This window comes from Thiohalobacter thiocyanaticus, assembly GCF_003932505.1.
Classification (GTDB): domain Bacteria; phylum Pseudomonadota; class Gammaproteobacteria; order Thiohalobacterales; family Thiohalobacteraceae; genus Thiohalobacter; species Thiohalobacter thiocyanaticus.
On sequence record NZ_QZMU01000001.1, the window covers coordinates 468,238 to 483,178 of the forward strand.

Consider the following 14,941-nt stretch of genomic DNA (forward strand, 5'->3'; position numbering starts at 1 on the left):
CCTAGCTGGCGATGTAGAAACTGGAGGCAAGCGTGCCCATGATCAGCGACCAGCCGTCGACCAGTACGAACAGCATGATCTTGAACGGCAGCGAGATGATCATGGGCGAGAGCATCATCATGCCCATGGACATCAGCAGGCTGGCGATGACCAAGTCGATGACCAGGAAGGGAATCATGATCAGAAAGCCGATCTGGAATGCCGTTTTCAACTCACTGGTGACGAACGACGGCAGCAGCAGCGAGAAGGGCACGTCCTCGGCGCGCTCGACCGGCTCGGCGCGGGCGATGTCGGAGAAGGTCTCCAGATCCGACTCGCGCGTCTGCGCCAGCATGAAGGCATGGAAGGGCTGCGCGGCCCGCTCCAGCGCCTCGCCCGGCGCCATCTCTTCATTGAGATAAGGCTGCACCGCCTCGACATAGACCTCGTCGAACACAGGCACCATGATGAAGAAGGTCAGGAACAGTGACAGGCCGATCAGGATCTGGGTCGAGGGCGTCTGCATGGTGCCCAGCGCCTGGCGCAGGATGGACAGCACGATCAGGATGCGGGTGAAGGAGGTCATCATCATCAGCGCCGCCGGCAGGAAGGTGATCGCCGTCATGATGGCGAGCACCTGGATGCTGATGGAATAGGTCTCACTGCCGTCCGGATTGCTCTCCATCTGGAAGGCGGCGATGCCCGGCTCGGCCAGCGAGACCGCCGGCAGCAGCAACAGGAGCAGGCTGATCAGAGCGCGCAGTTTCATGACACACGGCCCCGGCTGAGTGCCTGCTGCAGGTTACGGGCGAAGCTGTTCATGCCCGCGCCCTCCCCCGTCGGAGGCTCGATGTTCTTCTCCAGCACGTGCAGGGTCTGCACCCGGCCGGGGGCGACCCCGAGCACCAGCTGGGTCTCGCCCACCTGGATCAGCACCACCTTCTCGCGCGCGCCCATGGACATGCCGCCGAGCACCCGCAGGGCGCCGGCGGTACCGCCCTGCACGCCGGACATGCGCCGCATCAGCCAGGCGAAGACCAGCATCAGGGCGATGACGGCAATCAGCCCCAGCAGCACCTGCAGAAGGTTGGACCAGGCCATGGGATCGTTCAGCCCCTCGGCGGCCTTCTGGCTGTCGTCCGCCCACAGCGCCGGCGGGCACAACAGCAACAGGAATGAGAGCACGCGCACGGAATTCATTTTCACTTGAGCTTCTTTACCCGTTCCGCCGGGCTGACCACGTCGGTCAGGCGGATACCGAATTTCTCGTTGACCACCACCACCTCGCCGTGGGCCACCAGGGTGCCGTTGACCAGCACATCCATGGGCTCGCCGGCCAGGCGGTCCAGCTCCACCACCGAGCCCTGGTTGAGCTGCAGCAGGTTGCGGATGCTGATCTTGGTCCGCCCGATCTCCATGGCGATGTTCACCGGGATGTCCAGGATCAGGTCCAGGTTCGCGTCCTCGTTGCCGGCCGGCACCGCGCCGCTCTCGAACTGATCCAGCTCGGGTTTCTTCACCTGCTCCTGGGGCTGACCGCCGTCGTCGTCCTGCTCGGCCAGCGCGGCGGCCCATTCATCGGCCATCGCGCCCTGATCGACGTTTTCCTGGTCGATGTTTTCCTGATCGTCACTCATTGCTGTCTCCCGTCACGCACTCAGCTCTTGTCTATCACGTTGTTCAGGGGAACCATCGCCGTCTGGTTCACCTTGTCGAGTATCTTCACGGCCTTGTTGCCGTTGGTGCTGCCCAGGCGGCCGCGGAACAGCGGGATCTCCTCCGAGCGCAGCAGAATGGTTTCCGGCATGTCGATGGGAATCACGTCCCCGGGCTGCATCTCCATCAGCTCGCGGAAGGTGATGGTGGTCTCGGCCAGCTGCGAGGACAGCTCCACCTCGGCGTCCTTCATCTCTTCCTTGATCGCGATGCGCCAGCGCTCGTCCACGTCGCTGCGGTCACTCTGCACGCCGGCGTCGAGCAGGTCGCGAATGGGCTCGACCATGGAGTACGGCAGCGTTATATGCAGGGCCCCGCCGCCGCCTTCCAGCTCGATGTGGAAGGTGGAGACCACCACCACCTCGGTGGGGCTGACGATGTTGGCGAACTGCGGATTGACCTCGTGGTTGAGGTATTCGAACTCCACCGGCAGCACGGGCCGCCAGGCCTGAAACAGATCCTCGAAGGCCCGGTCCAGCATGCGCTGGATCACACGCTGCTCGGTGGGCGTGAACTCGCGGCCCTCGATCTTGGTGTGAAAGCGGCCGTCGCCGCCGAAGTAGTTGTCCACCGCGCTGAACACCAGCTTGGGGTCGAACACGAACAGGGCGGTGCCGCGCAGCGGATTGATCTTGACCAGGTTCAGGCTGGTCGGCACGAACAGGCTGTGGATGTACTCGCCGAACTTGAGCATCTGCACGCCGCCGACCGAGATCTCGCCCTGACGGCGCAGCATGTTGAACAGCGAAATGCGGAAATAACGGGCGAAACGCTCGTTGATCATCTCCAGCGTGGGCATGCGCCCGCGGACGATGCGGTCCTGGCTGGTGAAGTCGTAGTTCTGCGCTTCCCCGTCGCCGCCGCCGTCATCGGCCTCGGTCTCGATGTCGCCGCTGCCGACTCCGTGCAGGAGCGCGTCGATTTCTTCCTGTGAGAGCAGATCGTTCACGCACTACCCCTATTGCATGACAAAGCTGGTGAAGTAGAGATCTTCCAGCCGTCCCTGTCCGGTCATCCGCTCGAGCACGCTGCGCACCTCGTTCAAGGCGTCCTGACGCAGCTGCTCCTTGCCCTCACGGGTATTGAGCAGTTCCGGGTCCTGGCTGCTGAACAGCATCACCAGGCCGTTACGGATGGCCGGCGAGTGTTCCTTGATCCGCTCGATCACCTGGGGGTCGCGGTCGGCGACCTGGATGGTGATCTGCATGAAGCGCACATCGGCCTCACGCCCGAAATTGACCACGAACGGCGGCTCCAGCGGCTGGTAGATGATCGGCCCGCCGCTGGCAGGGGCGCTGGCCTGTGCGGAGGGCGCGCCGTCCGCGCCGGCAGCCTGATCGCCGCCCTGCCCCGCACCACCCCCCAGCACGCCGGTGAAATAGAGCCCGGCCAGCAGTGCGCTGGAGAGCAACAGGACCACGACAACGGCGATGATGACGATTTTCAGGCCCCCGCCCGACGCCGTCTCCGTGGTGTCCACATCCAGATCGAGATCTTCCTCAGCCATGCCCGTACCTTGTGCCCGTGAGTGTCTGCACAGGCATAAGCAAGTCCTGTGCCACGGGCAGGGGAATTTATTTATTCTTTATATTCAGCTGGATAGAAAGATTAAAAATCACATCGACAGCGGATTGACGCTTTCCCGGCGAACCGCCAGCCGGTTTCCCGGCACCGGGCCAGTGGGCGCAGGATGCGTGCCTGGGTATGGCTTTGCCAAGTCCAGGGGTTGTCAAGTGTGGAACTGGGGATTGATAAAAGATCGGCAAGGAACAGGCGGGAACAGCAGCCTGGATTCCCGGATGCTGCCTGTGCCGGGAACCGGCATACCGTTCGTGGAAATACTAGGTAACCTCTGATTAATTACGTCATTGCGAGGAGCGAAGCGACGCGGCAATCTCCAACTGGTTGATTTCACACTACGAGATTGCCACGCTTCGCTCGCAATGACGGGGTTTTAATTAATCAGAGGTTCCCTAGTTGGACGACAACCGGGGAGGAACATCAGTGGGCCGGGCCTGAATGCCACGCTCGATCACCGGCGGCAGATCCTCGCCATCGTCGGGCATCCCGGTCCCAGCGGTGGCGGAGACCTCAGCCCGCGAGTCGGTAGCATCTGGGCCCTGCGGCTTAGGACTCACCCCGCCGGACTCGCTGGCGGCGTAGGCCTCATCCCGCGAGCCGGCCACATCTGACCCGTGTGACTTACGGCTCGCCCCACCGGACGCGGTATCGGGCCGCGACCCCGTCGCTTCGCCGGCCTCCTCCCTATGCTGGTGTGCAGACGCATGAGGTTGCCTGTGCTTGCTTAACCCCTCGCTCACAGCGGGGGTCTCGGTTGTGGGCGACTGCGGGCGATCGGTATCTTCCTGGATACGCTTTCGGGTGGCGGCGGGTTCCGCCTGCCGGCTCTCGCCTGCCGCCGGGTCCGTAGTGACCGCGGGCGCCGCTGCCCCTTTCGCCTCGGGCGGTTCCGTCAGTACAACGGTACCGATGCCCCGGGCATCAAAGACCATTGCATCGTTCAGCGTCTCCTGCTGCACCAGCGCCAGAGCCACCGCCGCGCCGTTCCAACCGGTCTCTCCCGGTTGTGCAACCGTCTGCGTGGATTCGCCCCCCAGGCTCCGTGGCCGATCGAGGTCAGGCGAATTGAGCAGAACGATCACCGTAACGCAGGTTGCCAGCCCGAAGCCGAGCCAGCCAGGGCGCCAGTGCCCTGTACTGCCAGAGACTGCCGTGGATTTCGTCGGAACAACCCTACCGGCATTTGGATCGTTTCCAGTGCCGGCCCGGACCTGCGGGGCTTCGCTGGCCGTATCATCCGCCCCGGCCGGGAGCACGCCAGGTATCACAGGCCCGGAACAGGAAGGCCGGAAGTTGCCGCGGTCATGGCTGTCTTCGGCTGCGGCGATCCGCCCCCCGTCCACCTCGATATCGCCCGCCAGGGGAAAAGTACCGCCGGCACGGCGATTGCGCACGACTTCGTCCACCACTTCCGACGTCACTCGGGGCAGATCCCTGAGGCCGACAAGAATGAGGGCCTTGTTGCAGATCAGATTGATGAGCCTCGGGTTGCCTTTGCTGTACCGGTAAATCCGCTGTAGTACGTCTTCCGGTATAAACGGCTCGTCGAGCCCGGAATACTCGAGCCGGCTGCGGATATATTGCGCAGTCTCCTCGCCATCCAGGGCGTCGAGCCGGTGGATCCGCCCGCTCACAAATGATTTGTCGGTGTCGAAGTCCTGCGCCACACGGGCAAAGTCGCAGTTGCCGGCCAGTATCACCGGAAGTGAGAGCTTGTCTGAAAGCAGATTGAGGCTCTTCAAATCCGCTATCGGAAGATTCTCCACCTTATCGATCAGCAGGATTGGATTGCTTTTGGCGGCCATCTGTACCCGAAGTTCCCGGAACAGCGCGTCGGGGCTCCGATCGAGGTTCCTGGGCACGACCAGGTCGAGTTCCATGAGGACGCGGCGGACCATGTCGCCGGCGCTGACAAGCGCGATATAGACGCCCCTCAGTGACTGCATTGTCTTCAGGAAATGCAGCAATACAGTACTCTTGCCGCTGCCGGGCGCACCGCTGAGATACTGCAACCTACTACCCAGGCGCAAACCGGCGATCAGGCGGTCGACGGCGGCCTGATGGGCATGGCTGGGAAACATCGGAGCGGAGTCCGGATTAAGCGTGAATGCCGTGCCGTGCCGGACCAGTAATTCCTTGTTCATCTTTGTTTTCCATAGGAGGAATAACCAGGAGCCCGCATGGCCCACCACCTTGAATGGCCCCCGGCTTGAAGCTGTACTCGATGCCAGCCGCGGGACAGACCATGATCAACAGCTTGACGTTGCCGCTATCAATCCCGATGACGTCGGCTTGTCGGCAAGGAATCGCCGCTTGGCAATCTGTTTTATCCTCTTCATTGCAGGCCTTGTACCAGATCGGTACGCCACTCGTATTTATCCTGTAACCTCAAACAACTACACCACCCCAGGAGAGTGCCTACCCATTTGCAGCTACCGCAGATTATCGCCATGCGACGACAGCCCACCGGCACAGAATGGATAACTGCCTGATCGAAAAGCCTGTTCAACTGTCTGTCTGCGACGACAGTATGCCCTTTCCGCATGCGCTCCCTTGGACATCAGGAACAGGTATGCAGGTGGCCGGTTGCGGGCGTGGACTTGCGCGGCTACCACATCAGGTCATCTGGCACCTTGTAGTCCGCGTAGGGGTCGTCCTCACCCTCTCCGGCTTCCGGCCGGCTGTCAGCCTGACTGACGATACAAGCCGCATCGCGCTGTCCGATTTTCTCCGCCACCTCCGCGGTTACCATTGCATAGCCTGCATCGAACCGGACGATGGCCAGCTGACCGCGCGCCAGCCTGTCGCGGATGCTCTCCGCGACATGAAGACTTCTGATCGCGGTGCCGTCCTGAAAGTTGTAGACGACATCGCCTCCGGCATCCGTCAGCCGGTTCTGTTCCACCAGCTGGCGGACCTGGGCCTGGATCGCCCGAGCCTCGGCCGCCGCCTGCTGCTGGCGGTTGAGTTCACGATCGCGCTCCGCCGCCTCCGCCGCGGCCTTGCGTGCCGCCTCGGCGGCCTTGGCGGACTCGTCGACCACCTCGACCTTTTGCTTCTGTTTCAGCTTCTGCTGCTTGCGCTTGGACTTTTTTGCCTTCTCGAGCCGGGACTTGTCTACCAGCCCGGCCCTGAGAAACTGATCGCCGAAAGAATTTCCCATCGGTCCTGCCTCTGTGTTTCAAAATTCGTGTCATGCCTACAATCGCGGCCATTCTAACCCGGCGGTGTCCCGTCGTGCAGTTCAGTCTGCGCACCGGCCAGACCAAGGGAAATTCGGGGACAGTATTTTAATACTACAAGCATTGTCTCGGTGTGCTAGGAATTAAGGGTATTCTGTCCCGGGAATTGCCGATGCATCCCTGTCAAGCCTGAAGTTGTTCAGCCCAGCCCATGACACCGCGAGGTTGTGAACGTGTTACCGCAATTCAGCCAGCCGCTGACACCACTGTCCTGCCTGTTCCAGCTGACGGCATTACTGTTATTGCTGCTCCCCTCCCCGGCCGGTGCCCCACCCAACGACGACGCCTGGTTGCTGGAGGATGAAACCGACGCCGTCACCCCCTACGACGACACCCTGGCGCTGATCCACACTCCGCCCCCGAAGGATCTGTACCGCCTCGTCAACCGGCTGCGCATCAGCGCCGACTCCCTTGCCAGCGGCCGGGTCCGGGTCGAACAGTGTCACGAGAACCTCGACCCGGTGCCGAACCTGGAAATCGTCTACCGACCGGGCCGGATCGACCGCATCCGCATCCGCAGCCACAGCAACATCGGTCGGGCCCGGGTGGACGGCCACTCGGTCCAGCTACAGGACATCCAGCGCGGTGCCCGGCTGTGCCTGAGCCTGAGCAAACGCATGACCGAGGGCGCACACGAAGGCGAGTACCACCTCAGACACGGCCCCTTCTACCGGCGGTTTCTGGATGGCTATTACCCGATGCGTATGAGTTTCCGGCTGGATTACCCCGCGGACAGGGCAACGGTCAGCCTGATCAATCGCGGTGAAATCGCGGGAGCGGGGATAAGGGAATCTGCCGGAAAAATTGAAGTGGATGCGCACTTCGCCGGCAAACTCACACTGACGCTTCAGGTCAGCTCAGATTTAGTAAGCGACAAATAATAAGGAGCCGGTGACAAAAGAAAATCATTTCTTCTTTGAGTTGTCGCCGACTCGAATGGCACTTACCTTAAGCCAAATAAGCCTCGTCATTGCGAGGAACAAAGTGACGCGGCAATCTCCAAACCAGTTGATCCTGCAGTATGCGATTGCCACGCTATGCTCGCAATGACGGCTAAGTTGGTACCCTTCCTCACCAACCCTTTTTCCTCGCGGGACAACCAGTCTATTTTCGATGCGGACTTGTGAGAAACAGGGGCACCGGATTATCGGCACGGCCTGCTGACTCCTTGCGAGCGCGTGGGGTGCGCGGCCGCAACAGACAGATGTGACGCGATATCAGCGATTCACCGCAACCCATATGGACTCGACGCGTTTTTACATGCATGGCTGTTCCCTCCCGGATGCGTCGCTGTCGGTCCTCGAGCATCCCATTGTAAGCGCTTCCAAACTGCCTCAGGCGAGGCTTCCTACCCGGCGTGGCAAACGCCGCTGTCAGCGACACATGTCAACATACTGCTTTCAGGATTACTTTCATGCCGGGGAACGACTGTTCAAGGCGGAAAATCAGGCGTAACTGCCTGTAAGATATAGTCCTACTCACGGACAGAATTCATGCAACTGATTATAAATATTAAAATAAATCAAAGCTGAAGATTTGGTCGGCAACAAAGCGCAATCATTCTCGCCTGGCACCGATCCCTTCAGCCATGCGTGACGGGTAGGTTGAGAGAAGGTTATACCCCAGGCCAATACTGATTAGTATGCACTCTCGTCATTCTCACGAAAGTGTGAATCCATGCATTCAGGCACGAAATAATTAAGCCAGGATTCCCCGTGCAAATACTATAGGCTGTGATTCAGAAAAATGACTGGCGGCTTTTCGACCAGAAGCGGAGTGAGACGAAAGTTTATTCGGTTACCTAAATCCCCTGCCACCGCCCTACAGAAGACCTGAGGCAATTTTGCCGAGTCTTTATAAAGCAGACATACAAAGCCCAGCAACGCAGATTTCAATGAGGCTAATTCGCGCCGACCCGCCCTACCGGACGGGCACGCAGGGGAAAATCTCTCCCTGCACCCCCTCAGTGGAAAGGAGTCAGGTCTGGTGAAAAAGACTAACGGGCAGTACCGAATCCTTCATCCTCACTATACGCAGGAACTGGCAGGCCGGCAAAACGCATACCCTGAGTAACCGGGCCTTCCGGGAACAACTTATGCAGATATTTAACCCCGCCCTGGCTGGAAAATTCATTATCAAGCATTTCTTCGAGCTCACGGCCGCTTTCAGCTAAACCGTTTTCCAGGTAGTAGTCGCGTAATAAATGAATGACCTTAAAGTGGTCTTCGCCTAGCTCCACACCCTGCTCGCTGGCCAGGCGCCGCGCCTGGTCTTCATCCCAGCGTTTTAATTCCTCTTCCCGCTGTGTGCGACTCTGGCTACCAATATCAGTATCAACACTGACATCCATTGATTCTATAGAATCTCTATATTGATCATCGCTTGATTTTTTATCAATCATTTCAGGGTTCCTCATTTCATATTACAGCTAAGGCGCTTTTGTGTGGCTTAGCTGGTGGCGTGAGTGAAAAAGGGAGTGAAAAGGAGTCGGTGACAACTGATAGCGATAGCGAGAAGGATTCTCAGTTGTTACCAATCCCTTTTTCCATAACACTGCTCCCGTCAGATCAACCTTCCCTGAGTCTAGAACAGATTTCCGAGGTCTCAATGCCCGCCGGGCGGAAACAAGGCATGGGGACCCTGCCTTTAAATAGAACAGAAAGGGATTGACTGCCAAGCTTTACCCGGCCTCCGCTCCTACGGGCCATCGTGGAAAAACCCCGATCAACCTGGACGTTCAAGGACATGACTTTCGGGACGAGGGAGTATCACGATGTAATGTACCAGCCGGACGCCTCTGCTCGCAGCTGCTGCATAATGCAATCCGGCTCAAATCACAGTGAACCGTTTAACTTACCTTGGCGGGAAGGACGCCAGATTTCGACCAGAAGCGGAAGTAACGCCTCAATAACCGGCTCACGGTTTTTGCGTGCCCGTCACTGATAGGCGCGTAATTAATTTACTTGTTATGCGTCTTACGAACTCTGAATGACCAACAAAGATACGTGCGCACTCTATTTACATTTTCCAGTTGTTCGTTCTTCCATGCCTTTAGGAAGGCTTGTGATGGTTCTCGTCAGCTCCATAGCTTGTAAATCCAACACATAGTTGAAAACTAAGAGAGTTTTGTTAAAGCCGCTACCTACTGTTGCTGAATAGGATAAAACTGCGTAGTCCTTTTTAAGATCAATTAATGTTGATTCTATCTTTTTTCCATCTGAGGTTATTTCACTCTTGCTTATTCCCCAGCCATCTTCGCTTACTGAATGATTTACATATATTTTCTCGATAAAGCCGCTTTTTGATGTTTCTCCATTTATCTTTAAGCCAGAAACATCGCAGGACAAATCAATAATCATCTCGGCTGAAACAGGTTCGTGGAATACACATATTGACAAAAGTGCGGTTATGATTATTTTCTTCAATTATCTATCTCCCCTGCGCATCCATTTAAAGCGCATAACGGCAAACATAAGGGGCGCGCAGCGAAGCGGAGCGCCCCAGCCCGAAGGGCGCCTTGATGTGCTTATTAGCCATTACTCTCTTGCTCCATTCTTTTTAAGCACTCTCCGAATATTAAGCCCTGAACCATAGGCTCTTGAGTCCCGTAACATTGGAGCTCCAACATGCAAAGTTTTTCGTTGCTCCGCCGCTCTAAGATTTGTAACGGAATGTCAGATTTGTTTTCTTGCATTGCTTGAACACTGAGCGATACAAATTTCTCTTCTTGCTCAACCTGTATTTGAAACACCTTCTGTACACATGCAATTTGTTCAGGGCTCAAATTAGAGTCATTAGATTGTTTGTTTTCCTCGCTCTTAGGGTTGCAACCTGATACGAGTACCAACAACGAATAAATTAACAGTATTTTTGTAATGGACATGATGTAAGTCTATATGGCTATCGTGAAACTTGTGGGGCCTAGTGAAAACACATACATAAACGTAAACGGCGTAAACGGCGTAAACGGGTCAGGTCCGTAAACGGGGTCAGGTCTTGCAATCAAACATTCGTTTGTCGTATTGCAAGACCTGACACGGTGACCATGACACGGTGGCCCTCAGTGAGCGATAGCGAACGTTTTTCTGATGTTATTGATAGATTCATATTCGCTCAGTATTGATTCGGAGATATTTCTTAATTCTATCTACAGAGCCCCCAGCTTTCATATCGTCGAAAGTATTTGATAGCCGAAGAAGTTCCTCAGCGGCTTTCTCTATATTCTCCCCCATCCTATTGAGATACCATTTGTACCAGCACGGCAAAATGGGATAACAAGCTTCAAGATCCGATGAGTTTCTTCGATCCGCCTGAATCCGCTGATTCATTCTCTCCCTCATTTCTTCATTCAGACCATCAGCATTAACCGCATTGGCATAAAAGAACAAATCGGAAATTATTCGGTACTTAATAGATCGGTACCGCAAAATCGGCTGCAACCAAAACGTGACTAACAAGTAGCCCGCCGCTCCAGTCGCTATGCTGATTAATACGGTCCAATATTGGCCCATATCTGATTCCATAAGAACCTGACACTCTCTTATATGGAAAACATATTACTAGTAATAGTGCGGATTCTGCCTATCATTCAGTATTCCCAATTTGGCATATCGTAACGCATCCAATCCGCAATATTCTACTAATTAATCATGGTGATCAGTAGCATCGCGCAGCATGGTTTGGGTAGTTTCGTATCGTAATAGGCTGCCGAAGGCAGTCCACACAATTCAGTGATGTAATGATGATATGCGGAATACGCATCGGGTCGGCCGCAGAGGTCCGTTTTGTGCCGGAAAACGACCGCCGACGAGGCGGTCGTCTCCAGCGGTAGGGCCCACTAGACCTCGGTCTGCTCCGCCATCTCAAGCGCGTCGTCCACCTCGATACCGAGATATCGGACCGTGCTCTCCAGCTTAGTGTGCCCCAGCAGAAGCTGTATCGCTCTGAGGTTCCTGGTCCGCCGGTAAATCGGTGTGACCTTGGTCCGCCTCAGCGAGTGAGTCCCGTAGTCGGTCGGGTCCAGCCCGATCTCCGCGATCCAAGAGTGGACTATCCGAGCATATTGGCGCGTCGTAATGTGCGGGGAGCCTCGGCGACGGCTGGGAAACAGGAAATCATCCGTCCTCAGCCCTCGCACGGCAATCCATCTGCTCAGGGCGTCCCTCGTGACTTCGGTAATCTCGAATCGGACCGGCTGCTGGGTCTTCTGCTGCATGATAATCGCTCGGGCGGCTATGTGGCCACCGTGCGAGACATCCCGGACGCGCAGGCGAACCAGATCACAGCCCCGCAATTTACTGTCGATCGCCAAGTTGAATAGTGCCAGATCGCGGTATCGCTGCGATATTTGCAGCCGGATGCGAATCGCCCAGATGTCCCTGATTTTCAGAGGAGCCTTCTGACCTACGAGTTTGCCCTTATTCCAGGGAGCTGGCTGCGGACTGTAAGTGAGCATTTCCATAGCCGTTCCTCCTATGTAGATGGATGGAACGGGAGTATGGATCAACTCTTCAGTGCTCGTTTCGCTACCAACAAATAGCAACAGCTATTCAAATGATTGCTTGAAAATGCGACTAGCTGTTTCGAAGTCTTTATTTTCTACAAATACCTTATACAACGAATCATTAAAAACTTGATTAAATCGAATCTGATTGTCTCGAAGTTTCTTAATAAACTCATCTTTGTCATCTGGTTTCGAAAAACTGAAAGACTTCAAAGACATTGCATAATCAAATATGGCTTCAACATGATTTCGATTTTTCTCGGAAAACCATATTTGCTCGTCATTTAGTTCAAACGGTATATTTTTTCTTTCTAATTCATCTAGCACCACGTTCTTTCTGAAGTCTTCGTATATAGAAATAGTACGCAGATCATCTCTCTGACACCCGCATGAAGAAAATAGTGTAGAAATACAAAATACGAGTAGCATGGATTTGTATGTTATTTTTATCATAAGCAGGTGATTGTAAATTTATTGTTTTACTCTGAAATATTAGGTTTAGTAGAATCTAGCCACATCATAGATTTTCAATATGACTGATAAGGAGTATTTTTACCATTTAGCCAATCCTTTAGCCAGAATTCCGCTATGTGCCGAATGCCGCCCCGGGCCAGCCCAGCCTCTTGACCCTGCGCCGGTGACATCATCACCTTTCACAGGATGGTGGCATCGTGATCAGAAGCGAAATTAACGCGCATGCTAAGCTGCGTGTTTATTACGTCCGCTTCAATTACTTGTTGTGTTCTGACTATGATAACGCATAATATTTTGAATAGATGATACCGGCCATTCTATGAGGAATACCATAACCTGCGCGCCTATATTCAATCGATGCAATCCTTTTAGAAGAATTGATGGCGGAAGTAATACTCACGTGCAAAGTTTGATATATGCTGCTAATTTTCGCTTGGTTTCATACGGCCAATCACTACTGGCACACGATAATCAATGTCACGGTATTTCCAGATTATCGGCTGTACTTCGACATCGAATATCGTTGCGTCGATCTTAAGTTCCATCGTGTTTTTACCACTATCCCCGCCTGTTGCAGAATCTATCAGGCCAATCAATGTGGCACCAGGACAAGCCTCGATAAAGTGTGGATTACGCAGCAAAAGCCCTTCCAGTATGGATTTATCCAGTTTTACTTTAAGCTTGGCTTCATGTAGCTTGTAATGGTGCGTTGAGACGTTATCATCATTCACTTCAATACCTGTCATGGACGCATTTAACACTACATAGCCATCGAACGTGGCGTCATGTTTCACGTTTATGACTGTGGGGAGTGTGCACGTGAGCATGCTGCCCAATGGGCCGGTTGGGGTTAATTTTACATTGCCTGCTATCTGGGTAGCTAAATTTGCCTTAACTACAGCTTGGAGGTTATCCAGACTGGATGTCGTTACCACTCGTTCTATGGTTATTATCGATTCCTTAGGTGAAGCCTCAAGCGTTCCGGTTAGATGCCCCATATTGTCTGCACCGAGTGTGGCGCCTATTCCACAATCTACGGGGTAATTAAGCAATTCTTCTGCATTCACAGCCGCACATGCAGTGTTAGCTACGGTTTTTATTGTTTCGCATACACCTTTACTCACGCCTTTGACTGTATAGCATGCGAGTATCCTGGCAGACTTCTGTGTCTCGCAGGCCGCTTTTCTAGCATGACAATCAAGCTGATGCCATTTACATCCCGTGGGGCAATGCAGTCCATTTTTACAGTTGTCAGCACTGTCGCATGTTAACCTATTGCTGTTAGCATCACGGCAGTTGGCTATCCGCTTACAGTTTTCCGATACCTTGGATGCTTCGATTTTTGTATCGATCGGTATGGGCTCAACGCAGGGTGTGCCCGCAACACTGTAATCGAGGTTATCACCGAGGAGATTAAAGGCAGATTCGATTAAGAAGTCTCCAGCAATGGCATAGTTGGGCTGTTTGAAGGCGTCTTGCACCTTAGAATCATTTGCATCGAAGGAACGCGCTTTTAATGCTGCCACCTCTTCGGCAATAAGCACCGCTGTCGGTATGGGACGTGTGCTGTGTTGAGCACTTATCAAATTCACTTGAGTGTCTTCAGGCTGTATCAATCTTGATGCGGCAAATGCAATAACATCAATCCCAGACGGGCTGACGACGACGGCGCTTTGCACTACGTCTGCAACCACCCGTCTTGGTTCGCCAGATGGCTTCATGCATCTTATACCTTCAAATAAGTCTGCGGGATTGATATCGGCCAGGCGGAATGATTTATCGAATACATTAGCTTCGGGTATCAGATTACTGAGGTATGGCAGTAGTGCGTTAATGGTTTCATCAACCAATGCGACAGTGAGTGGGTCATTTTCAGCAGTGAAGTCCTTATCCACGAGGTGTAGACGTTTAAGGGACAAATCAGAAGCGACGATTGTAAAGACAACATTTCCACTCTTGATGGTCGGTACTGCATAAATATCCAGATTTCCCGTCACCTTTACTTTCACATTCTTATCGTAAAATTCCTCCAACAGTACGCTAACCATAATGGCCTGCTGTTTCAGAATAGTGCCTTCCAATTTGACCGAATTCAGCGGGGATTCTTTCTCCTTTTTTTCCTTTTCAAGGGATTGTGCGATTGCTGTGTTAAAATGACTGGCATCATGCCTTAGCCAGATATTGGCTTGATCCATGTTTTTGATGTTGACATAGTTCTGCCTGAGTGATCTGCTCGTCAGCTCATCAATATTGATGGGTTTTTTGACTTTATTGTACGTTTCTACCAGCTTATCGAGTTCTGCTTCATATTTTCCAGAACAACCGGATAAAGAGAACATCGCCAGAAGTAAAATGATAGCAATGCGCATTGGTAATACTGACATTATGTTCATATACCTCCCCCCCCCCCGGAATTGGCAATTTTTTCTGGATTGTGTAGATAAAC

At 54.2% G+C, this 14,941-nt stretch carries 13 protein-coding genes; 1 reads left to right on the forward strand and 12 read right to left on the reverse strand.

The window, feature by feature from the left end:
- Position 1 precedes the first annotated feature (1 nt).
- From fliP to D6C00_RS02285, 7 genes are all read right to left on the reverse strand, one after another.
- Positions 2-748 carry a flagellar type III secretion system pore protein FliP gene (gene fliP, locus D6C00_RS02255; protein ID WP_125180116.1) on the reverse strand — a complete coding sequence of 249 codons (747 nt, stop codon included), beginning with the start codon at positions 746-748 and terminating at the stop codon, positions 2-4.
- On the reverse strand, positions 745-1,179 hold the full coding sequence (fliO, locus tag D6C00_RS02260) for a flagellar biosynthetic protein FliO (RefSeq protein ID WP_241546896.1): 435 nt from the start codon (positions 1,177-1,179) through the stop codon (positions 745-747). The genes fliP and fliO overlap by 4 nt, the downstream gene beginning before the upstream one ends.
- Before the next feature lie 2 nt (positions 1,180-1,181).
- Complete coding sequence (gene fliN, locus D6C00_RS02265) at positions 1,182-1,616, reverse strand: flagellar motor switch protein FliN (protein WP_125180118.1); 435 nt, start codon at positions 1,614-1,616, stop codon at positions 1,182-1,184.
- A 20-nt stretch (positions 1,617-1,636) separates the two neighbouring features.
- Positions 1,637-2,644: a flagellar motor switch protein FliM gene (gene fliM, locus D6C00_RS02270; protein WP_125180119.1), complete on the reverse strand. Its 1,008-nt coding sequence runs from the start codon at positions 2,642-2,644 to the stop codon at positions 1,637-1,639.
- 9 nt (positions 2,645-2,653) lie between these two features.
- Positions 2,654-3,202, reverse strand: coding sequence for a flagellar basal body-associated FliL family protein (locus D6C00_RS02275; RefSeq protein ID WP_125180120.1), 549 nt, complete (start codon positions 3,200-3,202; stop codon positions 2,654-2,656).
- Positions 3,203-3,668: 466 nt separating this feature from the next.
- The gene (locus D6C00_RS02280) at positions 3,669-5,420 is read right to left on the reverse strand and encodes an AAA family ATPase (protein WP_125180121.1); all 1,752 of its coding nucleotides are present in this window, start codon (positions 5,418-5,420) and stop codon (positions 3,669-3,671) included.
- Positions 5,421-5,884: 464 nt separating this feature from the next.
- The gene (locus D6C00_RS02285; protein ID WP_125180122.1) at positions 5,885-6,439 is read right to left on the reverse strand and encodes a DUF2058 domain-containing protein; all 555 of its coding nucleotides are present in this window, start codon (positions 6,437-6,439) and stop codon (positions 5,885-5,887) included.
- A 252-nt stretch (positions 6,440-6,691) separates the two neighbouring features.
- Here D6C00_RS02285 and D6C00_RS02290 point away from each other — a divergent pair, with 252 nt between their 5' ends.
- Entirely contained in the window at positions 6,692-7,399 is a 708-nt protein-coding gene (locus D6C00_RS02290) for a hypothetical protein (protein WP_125180123.1), read from the forward strand.
- A 1,115-nt stretch (positions 7,400-8,514) separates the two neighbouring features.
- Here the strand turns inward: D6C00_RS02290 and D6C00_RS02295 are convergent.
- The 5 genes from D6C00_RS02295 to D6C00_RS02315 form a co-directional block, all read right to left on the reverse strand.
- The gene (locus D6C00_RS02295) at positions 8,515-8,919 is read right to left on the reverse strand and encodes a TusE/DsrC/DsvC family sulfur relay protein (RefSeq protein ID WP_158675254.1); all 405 of its coding nucleotides are present in this window, start codon (positions 8,917-8,919) and stop codon (positions 8,515-8,517) included.
- 613 nt (positions 8,920-9,532) lie between these two features.
- Positions 9,533-9,943, reverse strand: coding sequence for a hypothetical protein (locus D6C00_RS02300; protein WP_125180125.1), 411 nt, complete (start codon positions 9,941-9,943; stop codon positions 9,533-9,535).
- Positions 9,944-10,047: 104 nt separating this feature from the next.
- The gene (locus D6C00_RS02305; RefSeq protein WP_125180126.1) at positions 10,048-10,401 is read right to left on the reverse strand and encodes a hypothetical protein; all 354 of its coding nucleotides are present in this window, start codon (positions 10,399-10,401) and stop codon (positions 10,048-10,050) included.
- A 954-nt stretch (positions 10,402-11,355) separates the two neighbouring features.
- A complete protein-coding gene (locus D6C00_RS02310) occupies positions 11,356-11,979 on the reverse strand; it encodes a tyrosine-type recombinase/integrase (RefSeq protein WP_125180127.1) in 624 nt (207 codons plus the stop codon).
- A gap of 938 nt (positions 11,980-12,917) precedes the next feature.
- On the reverse strand, positions 12,918-14,864 hold the full coding sequence (locus D6C00_RS02315) for a hypothetical protein (RefSeq protein ID WP_125180128.1): 1,947 nt from the start codon (positions 14,862-14,864) through the stop codon (positions 12,918-12,920).
- Positions 14,865-14,941 lie beyond the last annotated feature (77 nt).

Excerpts from the sequence above, each read along its gene's own strand:
- fliP (WP_125180116.1), bottom strand. The coding sequence starts at position 748 with ATGAAACTGCGCGCTCTGATCAGCCTGCTCCTGTTGCTGCTGCCGGCG.
- fliO (WP_241546896.1), bottom strand. The coding sequence starts at position 1,179 with ATGAATTCCGTGCGCGTGCTCTCATTCCTGTTGCTGTTGTGCCCGCCG.
- fliN (WP_125180118.1), bottom strand. The coding sequence starts at position 1,616 with ATGAGTGACGATCAGGAAAACATCGACCAGGAAAACGTCGATCAGGGC.
- D6C00_RS02275 (WP_125180120.1), bottom strand. The coding sequence starts at position 3,202 with ATGGCTGAGGAAGATCTCGATCTGGATGTGGACACCACGGAGACGGCG.
- D6C00_RS02280 (WP_125180121.1), bottom strand. The coding sequence starts at position 5,420 with ATGAACAAGGAATTACTGGTCCGGCACGGCACGGCATTCACGCTTAAT.
- D6C00_RS02285 (WP_125180122.1), bottom strand. The coding sequence starts at position 6,439 with ATGGGAAATTCTTTCGGCGATCAGTTTCTCAGGGCCGGGCTGGTAGAC.
- D6C00_RS02295 (WP_158675254.1), bottom strand. The coding sequence starts at position 8,919 with ATGATTGATAAAAAATCAAGCGATGATCAATATAGAGATTCTATAGAA.
- D6C00_RS02305 (WP_125180126.1), bottom strand. The coding sequence starts at position 10,401 with ATGTCCATTACAAAAATACTGTTAATTTATTCGTTGTTGGTACTCGTA.
- D6C00_RS02310 (WP_125180127.1), bottom strand. The coding sequence starts at position 11,979 with ATGGAAATGCTCACTTACAGTCCGCAGCCAGCTCCCTGGAATAAGGGC.
- D6C00_RS02315 (WP_125180128.1), bottom strand. The coding sequence starts at position 14,864 with ATGCGCATTGCTATCATTTTACTTCTGGCGATGTTCTCTTTATCCGGT.